Source organism: Rasiella sp. SM2506 (assembly GCF_050859505.1).
Classification (GTDB): domain Bacteria; phylum Bacteroidota; class Bacteroidia; order Flavobacteriales; family Flavobacteriaceae; genus Marinirhabdus.
The window spans coordinates 3,067,964-3,082,772 of record NZ_CP193934.1 but is presented as its reverse complement, the minus strand read 5'-3'; the positions used below and the strand labels follow the sequence as shown (position 1 = coordinate 3,082,772).

13 protein-coding genes are annotated in these 14,809 nt (G+C 35.6%); all 13 read left to right on the top strand.

Annotated elements, in window-relative coordinates; genetic code table 11:
• The 13 genes from ACQ2HF_RS13890 to ACQ2HF_RS13830 are packed head-to-tail and all read left to right on the top strand — an operon-like array spanning nt 1 to nt 14,806.
• Nucleotides 1-978 carry a Gfo/Idh/MocA family protein gene (locus ACQ2HF_RS13890; RefSeq protein WP_432411018.1) on the top strand — a complete coding sequence of 326 codons (978 nt, stop codon included), beginning with the start codon at nt 1-3 and terminating at the stop codon, nt 976-978.
• Nucleotides 979-980: 2 nt separating this feature from the next.
• Nucleotides 981-1,571 carry a serine O-acetyltransferase gene (locus ACQ2HF_RS13885; protein WP_432411017.1) on the top strand — a complete coding sequence of 197 codons (591 nt, stop codon included), beginning with the start codon at nt 981-983 and terminating at the stop codon, nt 1,569-1,571.
• 7 nt (nt 1,572-1,578) lie between these two features.
• On the top strand, nt 1,579-2,772 hold the full coding sequence (locus ACQ2HF_RS13880) for a glycosyltransferase (protein ID WP_432411016.1): 1,194 nt from the start codon (nt 1,579-1,581) through the stop codon (nt 2,770-2,772).
• 1 nt (nt 2,773) lies between these two features.
• Complete coding sequence (locus ACQ2HF_RS13875) at nt 2,774-3,844, top strand: glycosyltransferase (RefSeq protein ID WP_432411015.1); 1,071 nt, start codon at nt 2,774-2,776, stop codon at nt 3,842-3,844.
• A gap of 11 nt (nt 3,845-3,855) precedes the next feature.
• On the top strand, nt 3,856-5,043 hold the full coding sequence (locus ACQ2HF_RS13870; protein WP_432411014.1) for a hypothetical protein: 1,188 nt from the start codon (nt 3,856-3,858) through the stop codon (nt 5,041-5,043).
• Nucleotides 5,044-5,055: 12 nt separating this feature from the next.
• On the top strand, nt 5,056-6,150 hold the full coding sequence (locus ACQ2HF_RS13865; protein ID WP_432411013.1) for a glycosyltransferase: 1,095 nt from the start codon (nt 5,056-5,058) through the stop codon (nt 6,148-6,150).
• The gene (locus ACQ2HF_RS13860; protein WP_432411012.1) at nt 6,132-7,292 is read left to right on the top strand and encodes a glycosyltransferase family 4 protein; all 1,161 of its coding nucleotides are present in this window, start codon (nt 6,132-6,134) and stop codon (nt 7,290-7,292) included. Before ACQ2HF_RS13865 ends, ACQ2HF_RS13860 begins: the two co-directional genes overlap by 19 nt.
• 9 nt (nt 7,293-7,301) lie before the next feature.
• Nucleotides 7,302-7,910: a sugar transferase gene (locus ACQ2HF_RS13855; RefSeq protein WP_432411011.1), complete on the top strand. Its 609-nt coding sequence runs from the start codon at nt 7,302-7,304 to the stop codon at nt 7,908-7,910.
• The gene (locus ACQ2HF_RS13850; protein WP_432411010.1) at nt 7,907-8,509 is read left to right on the top strand and encodes an acetyltransferase; all 603 of its coding nucleotides are present in this window, start codon (nt 7,907-7,909) and stop codon (nt 8,507-8,509) included. The genes ACQ2HF_RS13855 and ACQ2HF_RS13850 overlap by 4 nt, the downstream gene beginning before the upstream one ends.
• A gap of 1 nt (nt 8,510) precedes the next feature.
• Nucleotides 8,511-9,641 carry a DegT/DnrJ/EryC1/StrS family aminotransferase gene (locus tag ACQ2HF_RS13845; RefSeq protein ID WP_432411009.1) on the top strand — a complete coding sequence of 377 codons (1,131 nt, stop codon included), beginning with the start codon at nt 8,511-8,513 and terminating at the stop codon, nt 9,639-9,641.
• Nucleotides 9,642-9,676: 35 nt separating this feature from the next.
• The gene (locus tag ACQ2HF_RS13840) at nt 9,677-11,635 is read left to right on the top strand and encodes a polysaccharide biosynthesis protein (RefSeq protein WP_432411008.1); all 1,959 of its coding nucleotides are present in this window, start codon (nt 9,677-9,679) and stop codon (nt 11,633-11,635) included.
• A 38-nt stretch (nt 11,636-11,673) separates the two neighbouring features.
• On the top strand, nt 11,674-12,423 hold the full coding sequence (locus tag ACQ2HF_RS13835) for a polysaccharide biosynthesis/export family protein (protein ID WP_432411007.1): 750 nt from the start codon (nt 11,674-11,676) through the stop codon (nt 12,421-12,423).
• 4 nt (nt 12,424-12,427) lie between these two features.
• The gene (locus ACQ2HF_RS13830; RefSeq protein ID WP_432411006.1) at nt 12,428-14,806 is read left to right on the top strand and encodes a GumC family protein; all 2,379 of its coding nucleotides are present in this window, start codon (nt 12,428-12,430) and stop codon (nt 14,804-14,806) included.
• The last annotated feature ends 3 nt before the right edge of the window (nt 14,807-14,809 follow it).

Genomic DNA, 14,809 nt, shown 5'->3' with positions numbered 1-14,809 from the left:
ATGAAGAACTTTGCTTTAATAGGAGCCGCAGGCTACATTGCCCCAAGGCACATGAAAGCTGTAAAAGATACAGGTAATAATCTCTTAGCAGCTTTTGACCCTAACGATAGTGTGGGGATCATCGATAGCTATTTCCCAAACGCCGACTTTTTTGTAGAGTTTGAAAGGTTTGATAGACATATTTCAAAATTACAATTTGAGGAAATAGTAAACCTGGATTATGTAAGTATTTGTACGCCAAATTATTTGCATGATTCCCACATACGTTTTGCACTGCGCGAAGGAGCAGATGCTATTTGCGAAAAGCCTCTGGTAATGAATCCTTGGAATCTGGATGCACTGGCAAAAATGGAACAAGAAACTGGCAAACGTATTTGGAACATACTTCAACTAAGGGTACATCCAAGTATCATTGCTCTTAAAAAAAGAATTGACGAAGGTCCTAAAGATAAAATTTACGATATAGACTTGACATACCTAACTTCCCGCGGAAATTGGTATTATACATCTTGGAAAGGTTCTCAGGAAAAGTCTGGCGGTATAGCTACCAACATTGGTGTTCACTTTTTCGACATGTTAGGTTGGATTTTTGGAAAAGTAAAGGAAAATATTGTTCACGTACATACACACGATAGAGCTTCAGGATGTTTAGAATTAGAACGTGGACGCGTACGCTGGTTTTTATCAATTAACGAGGATGTTCTGCCAAAAGAGATTGTAAGTAAAGGACAACGTACCTATAGATCTATCACCGTAGAAGGAGAAGAACTGGAGTTTAGTGGTGGCTTTACCGATTTGCATACAGATAGTTACAGAGAAATTTTAAACGGAAATGGCTACGGAATTGAAGATTCAAGACAAGCTATCGAAACCGTTTATACAATTCGGAATACAACCCCTATTGGATTAACTGGCGAATACCATCCCTTTGCAAATAAAAAGTTGGCTACACATCCTTTTGCTAGAAAAGCAGACTAAAAATGATTCAAAGTTATAAAGATTATAAGGAATACTTGAGGGCTGACTTAAAGAGCCAGAATAAAAAATTAGGTTTTAAAACTTTCTTTTTTGATGTATTAGTTAGGTTTACCTTTCTATTGCGTTTTAATGAATATTTATTGAACAACAATAATCCAATGATAATTAGGTTTTTTTGCTTGTTATGGTATAAAAGACTGAGTATAAAATTGGGGTTTAGTATACCATTTAATGTTTTTGACCAAGGATTTGCTCCTGTACATTATGGATTGTTATTAGTTCATCCAAGATGTAAAATTGGCAAAAATTGTCGTGTACATACTGGAGTGACTATAGGTGGGTATTCTGGATTTGCCAATACATTTAAAGAAGGTGAGCTTAGACCTACGGTGATTGGGAATAATTGTTACATAGGTCCAGGTGCAAAATTATTTGGAGGTATTACCATTGGCCCTAATTGCGTTATTGGAGCTAATAGTGTAATAAGTAAATCTTTCAAGAACAACGGCGTTACTATTGCTGGTATTCCCGCTAAAATTATCGCAGAGAAAGGCTCGGAAAGATTTCTTATTAGAGGAGCGAAAATTGATTAGTATTTAAATGAAAGAAAAAATAGTTATAGACATTGTCATGCTATCTAACTTTGGTAAGCAAGAAGGAGGAAGGGAAACCTGGTTGCATAATTTTTTACCAGAACTTTTAAAAGACAATCGAATTTCTAAAGTTCATCTCTTTGGTTTTCGTACTTCCGATCAGCCAGATAACTCTGAGTTATTAATCGGGCTTGATTCAAACCCAGAAAGTCGGGTAATTCCAATAATTCTAGAGTCTGCTCCCACTAAATATCCTAAGTTTATCGCAATGTATAAGTTATTGCGTCGCACGCTTAAAACCAATTCATTTAAAACGCCTACATATGCTATAGCAGTAGGTGGCATGTTAGAAACTTTGATGCTTAGACGTATTGGAAGGTTCCAAAATACAACCCGGGTTGTATGGTTACGAAGTATTTTTACGCAAGAAAAAGCTTATAGGATTCCTTCCTTCGGAATGAGTACTGTTAAGTATTTTGAAAAAAATAATTTAAAAAAGACTGCCGATATAATTATTGTAAATGGCGACGACACCAAAAATTATTATACCCAGTATAATCTTTCCATACACACGATTAAAAATGCAGTGAATATAGAAAAATGGCAAATGCCAAGTATGCAGCCATCAGATATTTTGCATGTAGCCTATATTGGTAGATTGAGTAAAGTGAAAGGCATTGAAGCTTATTTTGATCTTGCGAAAAATATCAAAAATACTGAATTCGCTTCAAAGTTTGTATTTCACGTTGTTGGACAAGCATATAATTATGAAAGTGAAGTTATAACATTGCATAAAAATGGAACTATTACCTATCACGGGGGTATGAGTAATGAGAAACTTCCAGATTTTATGCGAGAAATTCATATATGTGTAGCGCTTACGTATGTTTCTGAAAAATTGGGAGGCGCAGGACTTTCTAATGCATTAATAGAGCAAATGGCAGCAGAGAAAATTATAGTCGCCTGGGACAACAACGCCTTCAATCAAATTTTAAGTGAAGATTGCGCCTATCAGGTTTCTCAATATGACCAAACACAATTATATAACACTTTTGTTGAAATACACAACAATCAAGGGGAAGCTTTGCAAAGAGCTTCGAAAACGAAGCAAGTAGTTGCTCCTTATACTATGGAAGCCCACGTTTTAAAATTTAAGAATGTGTTGAATTTCGATCATTCTAATACTAAAAGTACGTATTGAAATGAAAGTGCTTCACGTTATAAATTCACTTGCGGCAGGAGGAGCAGAAAAGTTGGTAGCAGAACTTGCAACTGCTCAGGCTTTAGAAAATAAAGTTACTTTGTTCAGTTTATCTTCTAATAATGATATTTTTCAGGAAAAACTAGGTGAAAATATAGAATTTGTCTCTTTTCCTACAGCATCTTTATACAGTTTTAAAAAGATGAAAGTCTTACATAAACTTATCAAAGAAAATCAAATTATTCACACGCATCTTTTTCCTGCGTTTTATTATGTGGCGTTTCTTTCTATTTTTAATCCTTCAAAAGTCTATGTGTATACAGAACACAATACTCATAACAATAGAAGAAAATCGATATTTTGGTTGTTAGAGAAGTGTGTGTATTCAAGGTTTACTATTGTAATATGTATCAGTAAAGGAGTAAAAGAATCATTAGAAAATTGGATAGGAACTTCGGTTCCAAAAAAAATAATTTCCAATTTTCTTGACATAAATAATGTTAAAAGTACAGAAACTCCGCAACCTTCTAAATTAGATCTCATTGATACTACTGGGATTCCATTGGTTATGGTTGGTAGCTTTACAGCTCAAAAAGACCAAGAAACGATTATAAAGGCGCTTATTGAACTACCCGAAGCGTTCGAACTATATTTAATTGGTGATGGTCCCAAGCGAAAAAATGTGGAATTGTTGGTAGAGAAGCTAGGATTAAAAAGGCGTGTTCATTTTTTAGGCATTCAAAAAAATGTAATTCCGCTTCTTAAAAGAGCAAAATACGGTATATTGTCTTCATATTGGGAAGGGTTCGGTATTGTCGCACTTGAATACATGGGGTCTAATTTAATTACATTGGGTACAAATGTTTCAGGATTGAACGAAGTCATCTCCATACAAGAAAATCGCTTTCCTATTCAGGATGCGCTTGCATTGGCAAATAGAATTATAGAAATTGAGAAAGAGCCAAGATTGCAAAAATCAATATTAGAAGATCAAAACAGGCTACTGAAAAAATATGATATAACGAATGCGGTTTCTGCGCATCTTGATTTGTATAAAATCTATATAGAATAAATAAAAGTTGGATGTTAGACGTAGGTGTCATCATAGTAGTTTTGTTATTAGGTTTCCGGTGTAAAAATCTTTTTAAAGAAACCTTATCTTCTTTCGATAGGAAGACGCTAAACTTATTGTGGATATATCATTTAATTTTTGCAGTCATCTATTACTTCTATGTAAATGTAAATAGTGGTGATGCAAAAAATTATTGGTTTACTGTAAAAGAGCAAGTAGACACTGGGTTATGGGATTACATACAATTAGGTTTCGGGACCTATTTTATGTATGCCTTAAATTATATTCCTAGTGCCATTATGCAGCTTTCATTTTTAACAGGCTCATTAATGTATGCGCTTGTAGGATATCTTGGCTTTGTTTATCTGTACGTAATATTTAAAGAGCGTATTAAGTATAACACCAATATATTTAAAATACCGCTTTTTCCTATATTATTGTTTTTGCCAAATATGCATTTTTGGACGTGTAATGTAGGTAAGGACACCTTATTATTTTTCTGTATTATGTTTATGTTCTATGGAATGAGCCGATCAAAAATTCATTGGGGAAAGATTGTTTTCTCTTTATTATTAGCCTATTTGGTTCGCCCGCATATAGCTGCATTCCTTGTAGCGGCTTTCGGGTTTGCGTATTTACTGGATGGTGATTTAAAGGGATATCAAAAAGCTTTTTTTATTATGGTAATGATAGCAGGATTTGCTTTAGTATATGAAAGCTTGATGCAGTATCTTAGGATTGAAAGTTTCGACCTTGACACTATTTCTAGCTATTCAGATGATAAAGTGACCAAGTTGAGTAGAGATTCTACAGGTTCTAGTGTCGATATGTCAAGCTACCCACTTCCACTAAAAGTTTTTACATTTCTCTACCGGCCTTTATTTATTGATGCTAATGGAATTTTAGGTATGCTGGCATCGGTTGAAAATTTTATCCTATTAGGACTTTCCGTAAAATTATTATGGCTCAATCCATTCAAAATATTTTTTAAAAGTAAAACTTTTTTCAAAGCACTGTCTGTTTTTCTAATCCTGGGTGCGATAAGTTTCTCACTTATCCTCGGAAATCTCGGAATCATGCTCCGCCAAAAAAACATGTTTATTCCGGCGTTGCTCTTTATCTGTTTATGGGCATTTTCCTATAAAACAGAAAAAAAAGTAAGCCTAATTCCGAATCCACCGTCTGTAAATAAAGACTAGCTTGGCTTTAATATGAAAGTAGTACACATCATAAACAGTATGGCCACTGGCGGAGCAGAGAAGCTGTTGTATGATGCCGTGCCTGAATTAAATAAGAAAGGAGTCCCTACAGACTTACTTCTGTTAAAAGGGGGCGAACATATTTTCCTTAAAGAATTACGACACCATAAAAATTTTAAAATTCATATAATAAGCGATGGCACCGTTTACAATCCGTTACTTATATTTAAACTTATGCGGTATCTAAAAAATTATGACATTGCACACGTTCATCTATTTCCAGCGCTATATTTTGTTGCCATTGCCAAAATTCTAAGCTTCTCAAAAATAAAACTCGTGTTTACGGAACACAGTACTACGAACAAAAGGAGAAATGTAGTACTTTACACTTGGACGGATAAATTTATATACGCTCGGTATGAGGTACTAATCACCATTTCTACAGAGGTAAAGTTATTTTTAAAGAAACATTTAGGGAAGACCCATAATACGTTCAGGACTATAAATAATGGGGTAAACGTGAGTTCATTTCAAGATGCTGAAAAAACACAACGTAGTGATTTCAGCATACCAGAAAACCACACGATTATTATACACGTGGCACGTTTTACGCCTCAAAAGGATCCCGCAACCCTAGTACGAGCTATTCCGTATTTAGAATATCCAACAACAGTTTTGTTTGTGGGCGAGGGGGGTGAACGGAAAAAAATAGAAACCTTGGTTTCAGAACTGGATTTAGAGCAGTCTGTTAAATTTTTAGGAATGCGTAACGATGTGCCAAGGTTACTTAAAATGGCCGATGTTGCTGTACTTTCTTCAAATCACGAAGGACTTTCGCTTTCAAGTTTGGAAGCCATGGCGTCTGGCACACCTTTAGTAGCCTCTAGTGTAACAGGTTTAAAAAATCTGGTACATGGGGCTGGAATTCTTTTTAATCATAAGGATGAAATAGATCTAGCAGAAAAAATAAATTTGCTCATAAATAATAAAATGCTTTACACCGAAACTGTGATTACCGGAGCCAAACGAGTTCAGAAATTTAAACTAAAATCCATGGTGCAGGCTCACATTGCGTTATACAACGAACTATGCCCAAACCAAAATTAGTACGTATTACAACCATTCCATTATCTCTCGAGAAACTCCTCGAAGGGCAATTAGCGTATATGCAAAATTACTACGATGTGATTGCCGTCTCTGCAGAAAAAGAACGATTGCAGGCTTTGGGGATGGCAGAAGGCGTGCGAACAAAATATATTGAGCTCACCCGTAAAATTACCCCGCTAAAAGATATTTCGGCCGTGTACACTTTGTATAAATTTCTGAAAGAAGAAAAACCGGAAATCGTGCATTCACATACCCCTAAAGCAGGAATTGTGGGAATGTTGGCAGCCTATTTTGCACGAGTGCCACATCGATTACATACCGTAGCAGGACTACCGCTTATGGAGGCTACTGGCTTAAAGAGAACAATCCTTAATTTTGTTGAAAAATTAACCTACAGCTGTGCTACAAAAGTATATCCCAACTCAAAGGGCTTAAAAGATTTTATAGTATCTGAAAATTTCACGAAACTCTCAAAATTGAAAATAATAGGCCAGGGCAGTAGTAATGGAATAGATACCACCTATTTTTCGAATGGTCAGTTTACTGAAATGCAAATCCTTCAAAAGAAAAACGAGTTGGACATTCCTGAAAGCGATTTTGTTTTTGTTTTTGTTGGACGCTTGGTAAAAGATAAAGGAATTAATGAGTTGGTAGAAGCCTTTGTATCGCTTCAGTTATTAAAATCAGATTGTACACTACTCTTAGTGGGCCCTTTTGAAGATGCCTTAGATCCCGTATTGCCCAAAACAAAACAGTGTATTGAGGAGCATCCAAAAATAAAAGCAGTGGGCTTTCAGCAGGATGTACGTTTATTTTTCGCAACGAGTGATGCGTTGGTATTTCCTAGCTATCGGGAAGGATTCCCCAATGTTGTATTACAAGCAGGAGCTATGGGATTACCGGCAATTGTAACCGATATTAATGGTTGTAATGAAATTATTACCAATGGAGAAAATGGATTGTTAGTTTCAGCAAAAGAAACGACTTCACTATCAAAAAGTATGCACAGGGTTTTAACAGATCAAAAACTTTTTGAAACCATGAAAATAAATGCTCGGAGTATTATAACAAAGCGTTATGAACGAAAAGAAATTTGGCAATTGCTGCTTGAAGAATACGAAACTCTTGAAACCAACACATAAATTTGTAGCGTGTATAAAAAATTTATAAAACCTTTTTTAGACTTTGTCGTTGCAATTATTGTGTTTATGCTGTTGTTGCCGCTATTTTTTGTTACTATGGTCGTACTATTTATTGCGCTCAAAGGTAATCCGTTTTTTACGCAACGCCGTCCTGGAAAAGATGAACGTATTTTTTATATTATCAAGTTTAGAACAATGAGTAATACCAAAGACCAAGCTGGAAATTTACTTCCCGACCACCAACGGTTATCAGGTTTTGGGAAATTTGTACGCTCTACATCATTGGATGAAATCCCTCAATTGTTGAATGTAATAAAAGGCGATATGAGTATGGTAGGGCCAAGGCCCTTATTGCCCGCATACCTGCCCTTATATTCTACAAAACAGAAAGAAAGACATCTTGTAAAACCTGGAATCACAGGTTGGGCACAAGTTAATGGAAGAAACGCTGTTTCTTGGCAAAAAAAGTTTGAATTGGATATATTCTATGTGGAAAGAATTAGCTTTGCACTCGATTTTAAAATATTGTTAAAAACGGTGCAAAAGGTGATCATTCGAAGCGATGTAAACAGCGATACGTCAGTCACTGTTCAACCTTTTAAAGGAAATGATATATGAAGGGAATCACCATATTTGGAGGCGGAGGCCATTGTTATGCACTTGTTGCGCTTATTTTGGCGAACGAAGAATACAAACCTATTGTTATATTAGATAAAAACCCCTCAGAAAAAGAAGTGTTAGGAGTCCCTGTGGAAAAGAGGAACGATGATGCTCATATTACTAATGCAGCAGCCATCGCTATAGGGAATAATACGATTAGAAAAAAAATTGCTGAAAGTTTGACGGTAAAGTGTCCTACTTTTATCCATACAACTGCTGTGGTGTATCCATCTGCTATTATTGGTAAAGGCGTTCAATTATTACCAAATGCTGTGGTAGATGCAGCTGTTACCATAGGGGATTTTACAATCGTTAATAACAATGCAACGGTTTCGCATAACACCATTGTTGGTAACTACTGCCACATTGCTATAAATGCTGCTATTTCTGGTGGCTGTATCGTTGGAGAAGGAACCCTAGTAGGAGCTGGTAGCATCATCTTACCAGAAATTACCATTGGCAAATGGGTGACGATAGGTGCAGGTGCGGTAGTTACTAAAAATATTCCCGACGGGGCAATCGTGGTTGGCAATCCAGCCAAAATAATAAACACATAAAATGAACCCTAAAATATACCTTTCCTCCCCACACATGGGAGGAACCGAACAGGACTTTGTTTCCAAAGCATTTGAAACTAATTGGATAGCACCCTTAGGACCCAATGTAACAGAGTTTGAAACCCGTATTGAAAATTATTTGGGTAATACGAATTATGTTGCGGCACTAAGTTCGGGCACCTCGGCCATTCACTTAGCCCTTATTTTATTAGGTGTTTCCCAAGGGGATGAAGTGCTGTGCCAAACATTTACCTTTTCGGCGTCTGCAAACCCTATCGTGTATCAGGGAGCGACTCCAGTTTTTATTGATAGCGAGCTAGAAACATGGAATATGTGTCCTATTCATCTAGAAACCGCCATTAAAGACCGAATTGCTAAAGGAAAAAAACCAAAAGCAATTGTAGCAGTACATCTTTATGGGATGCCTTGCAAAATTGAAGCAATTACTGCGATAGCACAAAAATATGAAATTCCGATCGTAGAAGACAGTGCCGAAGCCTTGGGAAGTAGTTACAAAGGTCAAAAATGTGGAACCTTTGGAACTCTTGGTATCCTGAGTTTTAACGGGAACAAAATCATCACCACGTCGGGTGGAGGAGCGTTGGTTTCAAATTCACTTCAGGTTAAAGAGAAAGCTATTTTTCTGGCAACACAGGCTAGGGATGAAGCGCCACATTACCAACACAGCCAAATTGGATACAATTACAGGCTTAGTAATATTTGCGCAGGAATTGGATGTGGGCAAATGGAGGTGCTGGATACACACGTTTCCTTACGTAGAGAAATGCATCAGTTGTATAGCGATTTGTTTGCAACAACTGAAGGAGTTACTGTTTTTAAAGAACCTAACAATGACTATGTTTCAAACCATTGGTTGACTTGTATTACGGTAGATTCTGATAAGACGGGATATACTTCAGAAGAAGTGAGACTTGCTCTAGCCGAAGACAACATAGAATCCAGACCCTTATGGAAACCTATGCATTTACAGCCCATATTTACTGAGGCACCGTATTATGGTAACACTGTAGCTGAAACCTTATTCAATATTGGACTCTGTCTACCTTCGGGTTCAAATTTGTCAGATACTGAAAAACAGAGAATTATGAAGTCTTTAAATCCTTTCGTATAGATGTTTTTGTATATTTACCATCAAAATTCCCCTACTTGAAATCTTCATCAAAATTTTTAAATAAATTATATACGGGCGACAATAAGTTGCTTCTAATGGACCAGCGATACCTTCCAAGATGGATCGTTGTTTTGTTGGATATATTTTTATGTAGTCTTGCTATGCTGGCTACTTATTTTATACTGAAAGGCAGTACAATCTATTTCCACAATGTGATTTCCGCACCCTTGCAAGGGATTATAGTTTTACTTGTAAATCTTTTATTTTTCTTCATATTTAAAAGTTACTCAGGTATTATTAGGCATTCTACATTTATAGACATTATTAAGCTTGCATTTACAACTGTTGCGACGATTGTGACTATCTTGCTATTTAATTTTATATTCGAATTTATTCAAGGGCAAAAAATATTTTTAACAACCTCATTGTTGTTATATATGTTTGCGTCTTTTACATTTTTATTGCTTTTCAGAATTTCAGTAAAGGAAAGTTATACCTTTCTAAAAAATGTTACTACAACTGAAGACAAAAAGAAAATTGCTATCATTGGAGTGGACGATCAAAGCATCTCTTTAGGTTCATCCATTTTAACGGAATCCTCTTTACCTTATACATTGGTTGGATTTTTAACACAGAATAAAATTTCAAAAAAGTATAAAATTTTAGGGAAACCTGTTTTTTCGGTTCGTAACCTGGCCGAAACCCTACAGAATATCGAAGCACAGGCCGTTTTGCTCATGAGTGATTCATTTTCTGGAAAAGAAAAAAATGAAATTGTTGAAAGTTGTTTGCTCGCTGGTGTAGAAATTTTAAATGTTCCCAATCTGCAAACCTGGAAAAATAAAGAAGATATACAGAATCAAATAAAGCCGCTTGAAATTGAAGATCTCTTAGAACGATCGCCTATTTCGGTAAATGATGCACTATTAAAAAAAGATTTAGAAGGTAAAACCGTTATGGTTACTGGTGGAGCTGGTTCTATTGGGAGTGAAATTGTAAAACAATTGGCGCAATACAATACCGAACTGGTAATAATCTTAGACCAGGCCGAATCTGCCCTTCACGAATTAGAATTATATCTGAGATTAAACCATCCAAATTTCAATTTTATAACAGAGCTTGCCGATATAAGTAATATGTACAGACTAGAGCTTATGTTTAATAAGTATCATATTAATTTAATATATCACGCTGCAGCCTACAAACACGTTCCTCTTATTGAACGGAATCCACATGAAGCCATTTATGTAAACCTATTAGGGACCGTTAATTTATGTCTTCAATGTTTACAACACCAAGTAGAGCGATTTGTAATGGTTTCTACAGATAAAGCTGTGAACCCTACTAACGTGATGGGGGCTTCCAAACGAGCTGCCGAAATGTATGTACAAGCTTTGCAAAATGAGGACAAGGTAACGACTAAGTTTATAACTACTAGATTTGGAAATGTACTAGGTTCTAGCGGATCTGTAATTCCGCATTTTAAAAAGCAAATTGCACAAGGCGGTCCTGTTACAGTGACACACAAAGATATTATCCGATATTTTATGACTATTCCGGAAGCCTGCCAATTGGTGATGCAAGCTGGCACGATGGGGAAAGGAGGAGAGATTTATGTATTTGACATGGGAGATCCTGTGAAAATTATTGACTTGGCAGAGCGTATGATTAAACTTTCTGGTTTAGAACCCTATCAGGATATAGATATAAAAATTACAGGATTAAGACCTGGAGAAAAATTGTACGAAGAGTTGTTAAACGACACATCCACGGTATTACCAACTCATCATCCAAAAATTATGATTTCTAGTGATAAGGCAGGATCTTTCAAAGAAATTAAGGAAAAAGCCGAGCATATTATTCGTTCAGCAACCCAGCATGAAGATACTAAAGTAGTAAAACTCCTTAAGGAAATGGTGCCAGAATATAAAAGCGAGAACTCCAGCTTTGAGGCATTGGATATTTCTAAAGACAAAGCCTTGACAAAAATATAGGGAGACTGCACTATATGGGCTATATTTGCACCCAATTTATGAAACATACTATTTGCTTTATCGTATTGAGCTGTTGCCTTTTTTCCTGTGCAACCAAAAAAGAAATTCTCTATTTTCAAGATGCTGAAAAATTAAACCAACAAAAAACCGCACAGTATTTTGAACCTAAGATAGAGCCTAATGATATTTTGTATATCTCTGTCTCTGCTTTAGAGGAAACACTAATTAAACCTTTTCAAAAAGTTACAGGTTTACAAACCGAAACTAGGGACGAACAATTGCAGGGATATTTGGTTAGCCCAAATGGAAGTATTCAGTATCCAGGATTGGGTGCTGTAGCTGTAGTTGGAAAAACTAGGGTAGAAATTATTTCCGTCCTTACCAATAAACTGTCTGAATATGTTAAAGATGTTGTTGTTGATGTGCGTATAATAAATTTTAAAATTACAGTCTTGGGCGAAGTAGCAGCCCCCGGCGTGTATACCATAAAAGATGAACGTGTTACAATCCCACAAGCTATTGGGTTGGCAGGAGATTTTACAGTAGATGGGAAACGAGAAACTGTTACCATAATACGAGAAGAAAACGGTACACAAAAAGTGACAAAAGTGGATTTTACAAAAACCGACTTTTTTAGCAGTCCGTATTACTTTTTAAAACAGAACGATATTGTTTATGTTGAACCGTCGTTAAAAGGTGTTAAGAAATCTGGTTTTATTCCAGATATTCCTGCTGTTTTATCTGTAGTCACTATTATACTAAGTGCCGTAATTTTAATTACAAGATAAACGTATGCAACCAGCACCTGTTCAAAAGGAAGAACAAGATTTTAACTTGAAAGAAACTTTAAAACGCTATAGCCAAAAATGGTTTTGGTTTTTACTTTGCGTTATTATTGCATTGGTAGTAGCAAAAGTTTATTTACGGTATACCATTCCCTCATACCAATCTAAAGCTTCAATCTTAATAAAAAATGAAGCCTCTAGTGGTAACTTTGGAGGTATCTCACCATTTTCTGAAGCCGGATACTTAGGAGGATTACAAACTAATAAAGTAGCCAATGAGCTAGCTATTTTAAAGTCTAAGCGTCTAATTTCAGAAGTAATAAAAGAATTAAATCTACATATTAAATACGATAATATAGGGTCTATTATTACTTCTGAATTATATACTAACAGGCCTTTTATTGTACAGTATTTGTCTTTTAACGACAGCGTGCGAACTCCGTATGTTCCCAAATTATTTCTTACTATAAATTCTAAAACTGAATTTACTATTTATACCGAAAACAAATCTATAGATGAAGTCCATAGTTTTGGAGAATCCCTAAACCTTCCTTTTGGTAAGATAACAGTAATACCTATTTTCGACAATGAATTTTCTTTTACCGAATTTATAGGGAAAACTATTTCAGTTAGTTTCGCTTCCGTAGAAAACACAGCGTTGCAATACCAAAACAGAGTTTCTGTATTAAGTGATGATAGATATAGCAATGTGATTAACTTTTCTATGCAATCTCCTGTGCGAGAAAAAGCCGAAGATTTTATAAATGAGTTAATCTTTCAGTATAATAAAGATGCTATAAACGACAGAAACCAGGTAGCACAAAAAACATCCAACTTCATAGACTCTAGACTAGAAATTATTACTAGAGAGTTAGATTCTGTAGAACAAAATAAAGAAACCTTTAAAAGTACCAATAGACTCACAGATATTGAAGCGGAAGCACAGATTATACTTCAGAATGTGAGTGAGTTTGACAAGAGACAGTTAAACGTAGGTACCCAGCTTGAGCTTGCCAATACCATGGTAGATTATATGCAAAATTCTGGAGCTAATGACTTGTTGCCAGCAAACATAGGCTTGCAAGGAGACCAAGTTGCCTCTGCTGTTTCCAATTATAACCAGTTAATTCTGGAGCGTAACAGGTTACTTAAAAATTCTACTGTAAAAAATCCTGTCGTTATTAATTTGAGCAACCAGATAGGACAAATTAGGACAGGAATTCTTAGTAGCTTAGAAAATCAAAGAAATAGTTTGAAAATTTCTTTGCGGGACTTAAATTATAAAGAAGCTACACTGAACTCACAAATTGCAAAAGTTCCAAGAAAAGAAAAATTGTTTCGCGAAATTAACCGTCAACAAGGTATTAAAGAGCAATTGTTTTTATTTTTATTGCAACAAAGAGAAGAGGCTTCTATTTCTCTTGCGGTAACAGCTCCTAAAGCTAAGATCATAGATAGTGCGTTTAGTAGTAAATCGCCCGTAAGCCCTAATCGAATGTTTATTTATTTGGGTGCGCTATTGGCAGGTTTATTACTACCTTTTCTTATACTATACCTTAGTTTCTTAGTTGATACTAAAATTAAGAATAGGAGGGATGTAGAACGAATTATGCCTCACCTAAATTTTCTAGGTGAAATACCTAAGTTGGGTAAAAATGAAGAGGAACTTGTTCAAAAAAGCGATAGAAGTATGTTGGCCGAATCATTTAGGATTTTACGGACCAATTTGCAATTTCAAGTATTGAATAGTTTAGATGCTAATAGGGCTAATAAAATATTTGTTACTTCTACTGTAAAAGGTGAGGGTAAAACATTTGTGGCATTTAACTTGGCACTCACACTAGCACTTACCGGAAAAAAAGTGTTATTAATTGGTGCAGATGTAAGAAACCCACAACTGCATAGATACTTACCCGAAGGAAAGAAAAGCCAGAAAGGTCTTACCGAATATATAGTTGATGAAAGTGTTACGGCTAAAGAACTAATGCAGCCAAGCAATTACGACGAAAATCTAACCATTATCCACTCAGGAGTAATTCCTCCAAACCCTGCCGAGTTATTAATGAGGCCAAGAACCGAAACCTTTTTCAAAGAAGTAGAAAACGGATTTGACTATGTTATTGTCGATACTGCTCCGGCTATGTTGGTGACAGATACAGTATTAATTAATAAATATGCAGACGCATTACTTTATGTGGTTAGAGCAGATCATACTGATAAAAAGCTTCTTGAGTTTTTAAAAGATTCTATTATAAGTAAACGCTTATCGAAAGTATCTTTAGTGCTTAACAACGTTTCACAGAATAATTTTGGGTATGGTAACAAATATGGTTATACGTATACTACAGAAGAAAAGAAATCATTTTTTGGCAAATGGTTCTCATAATTT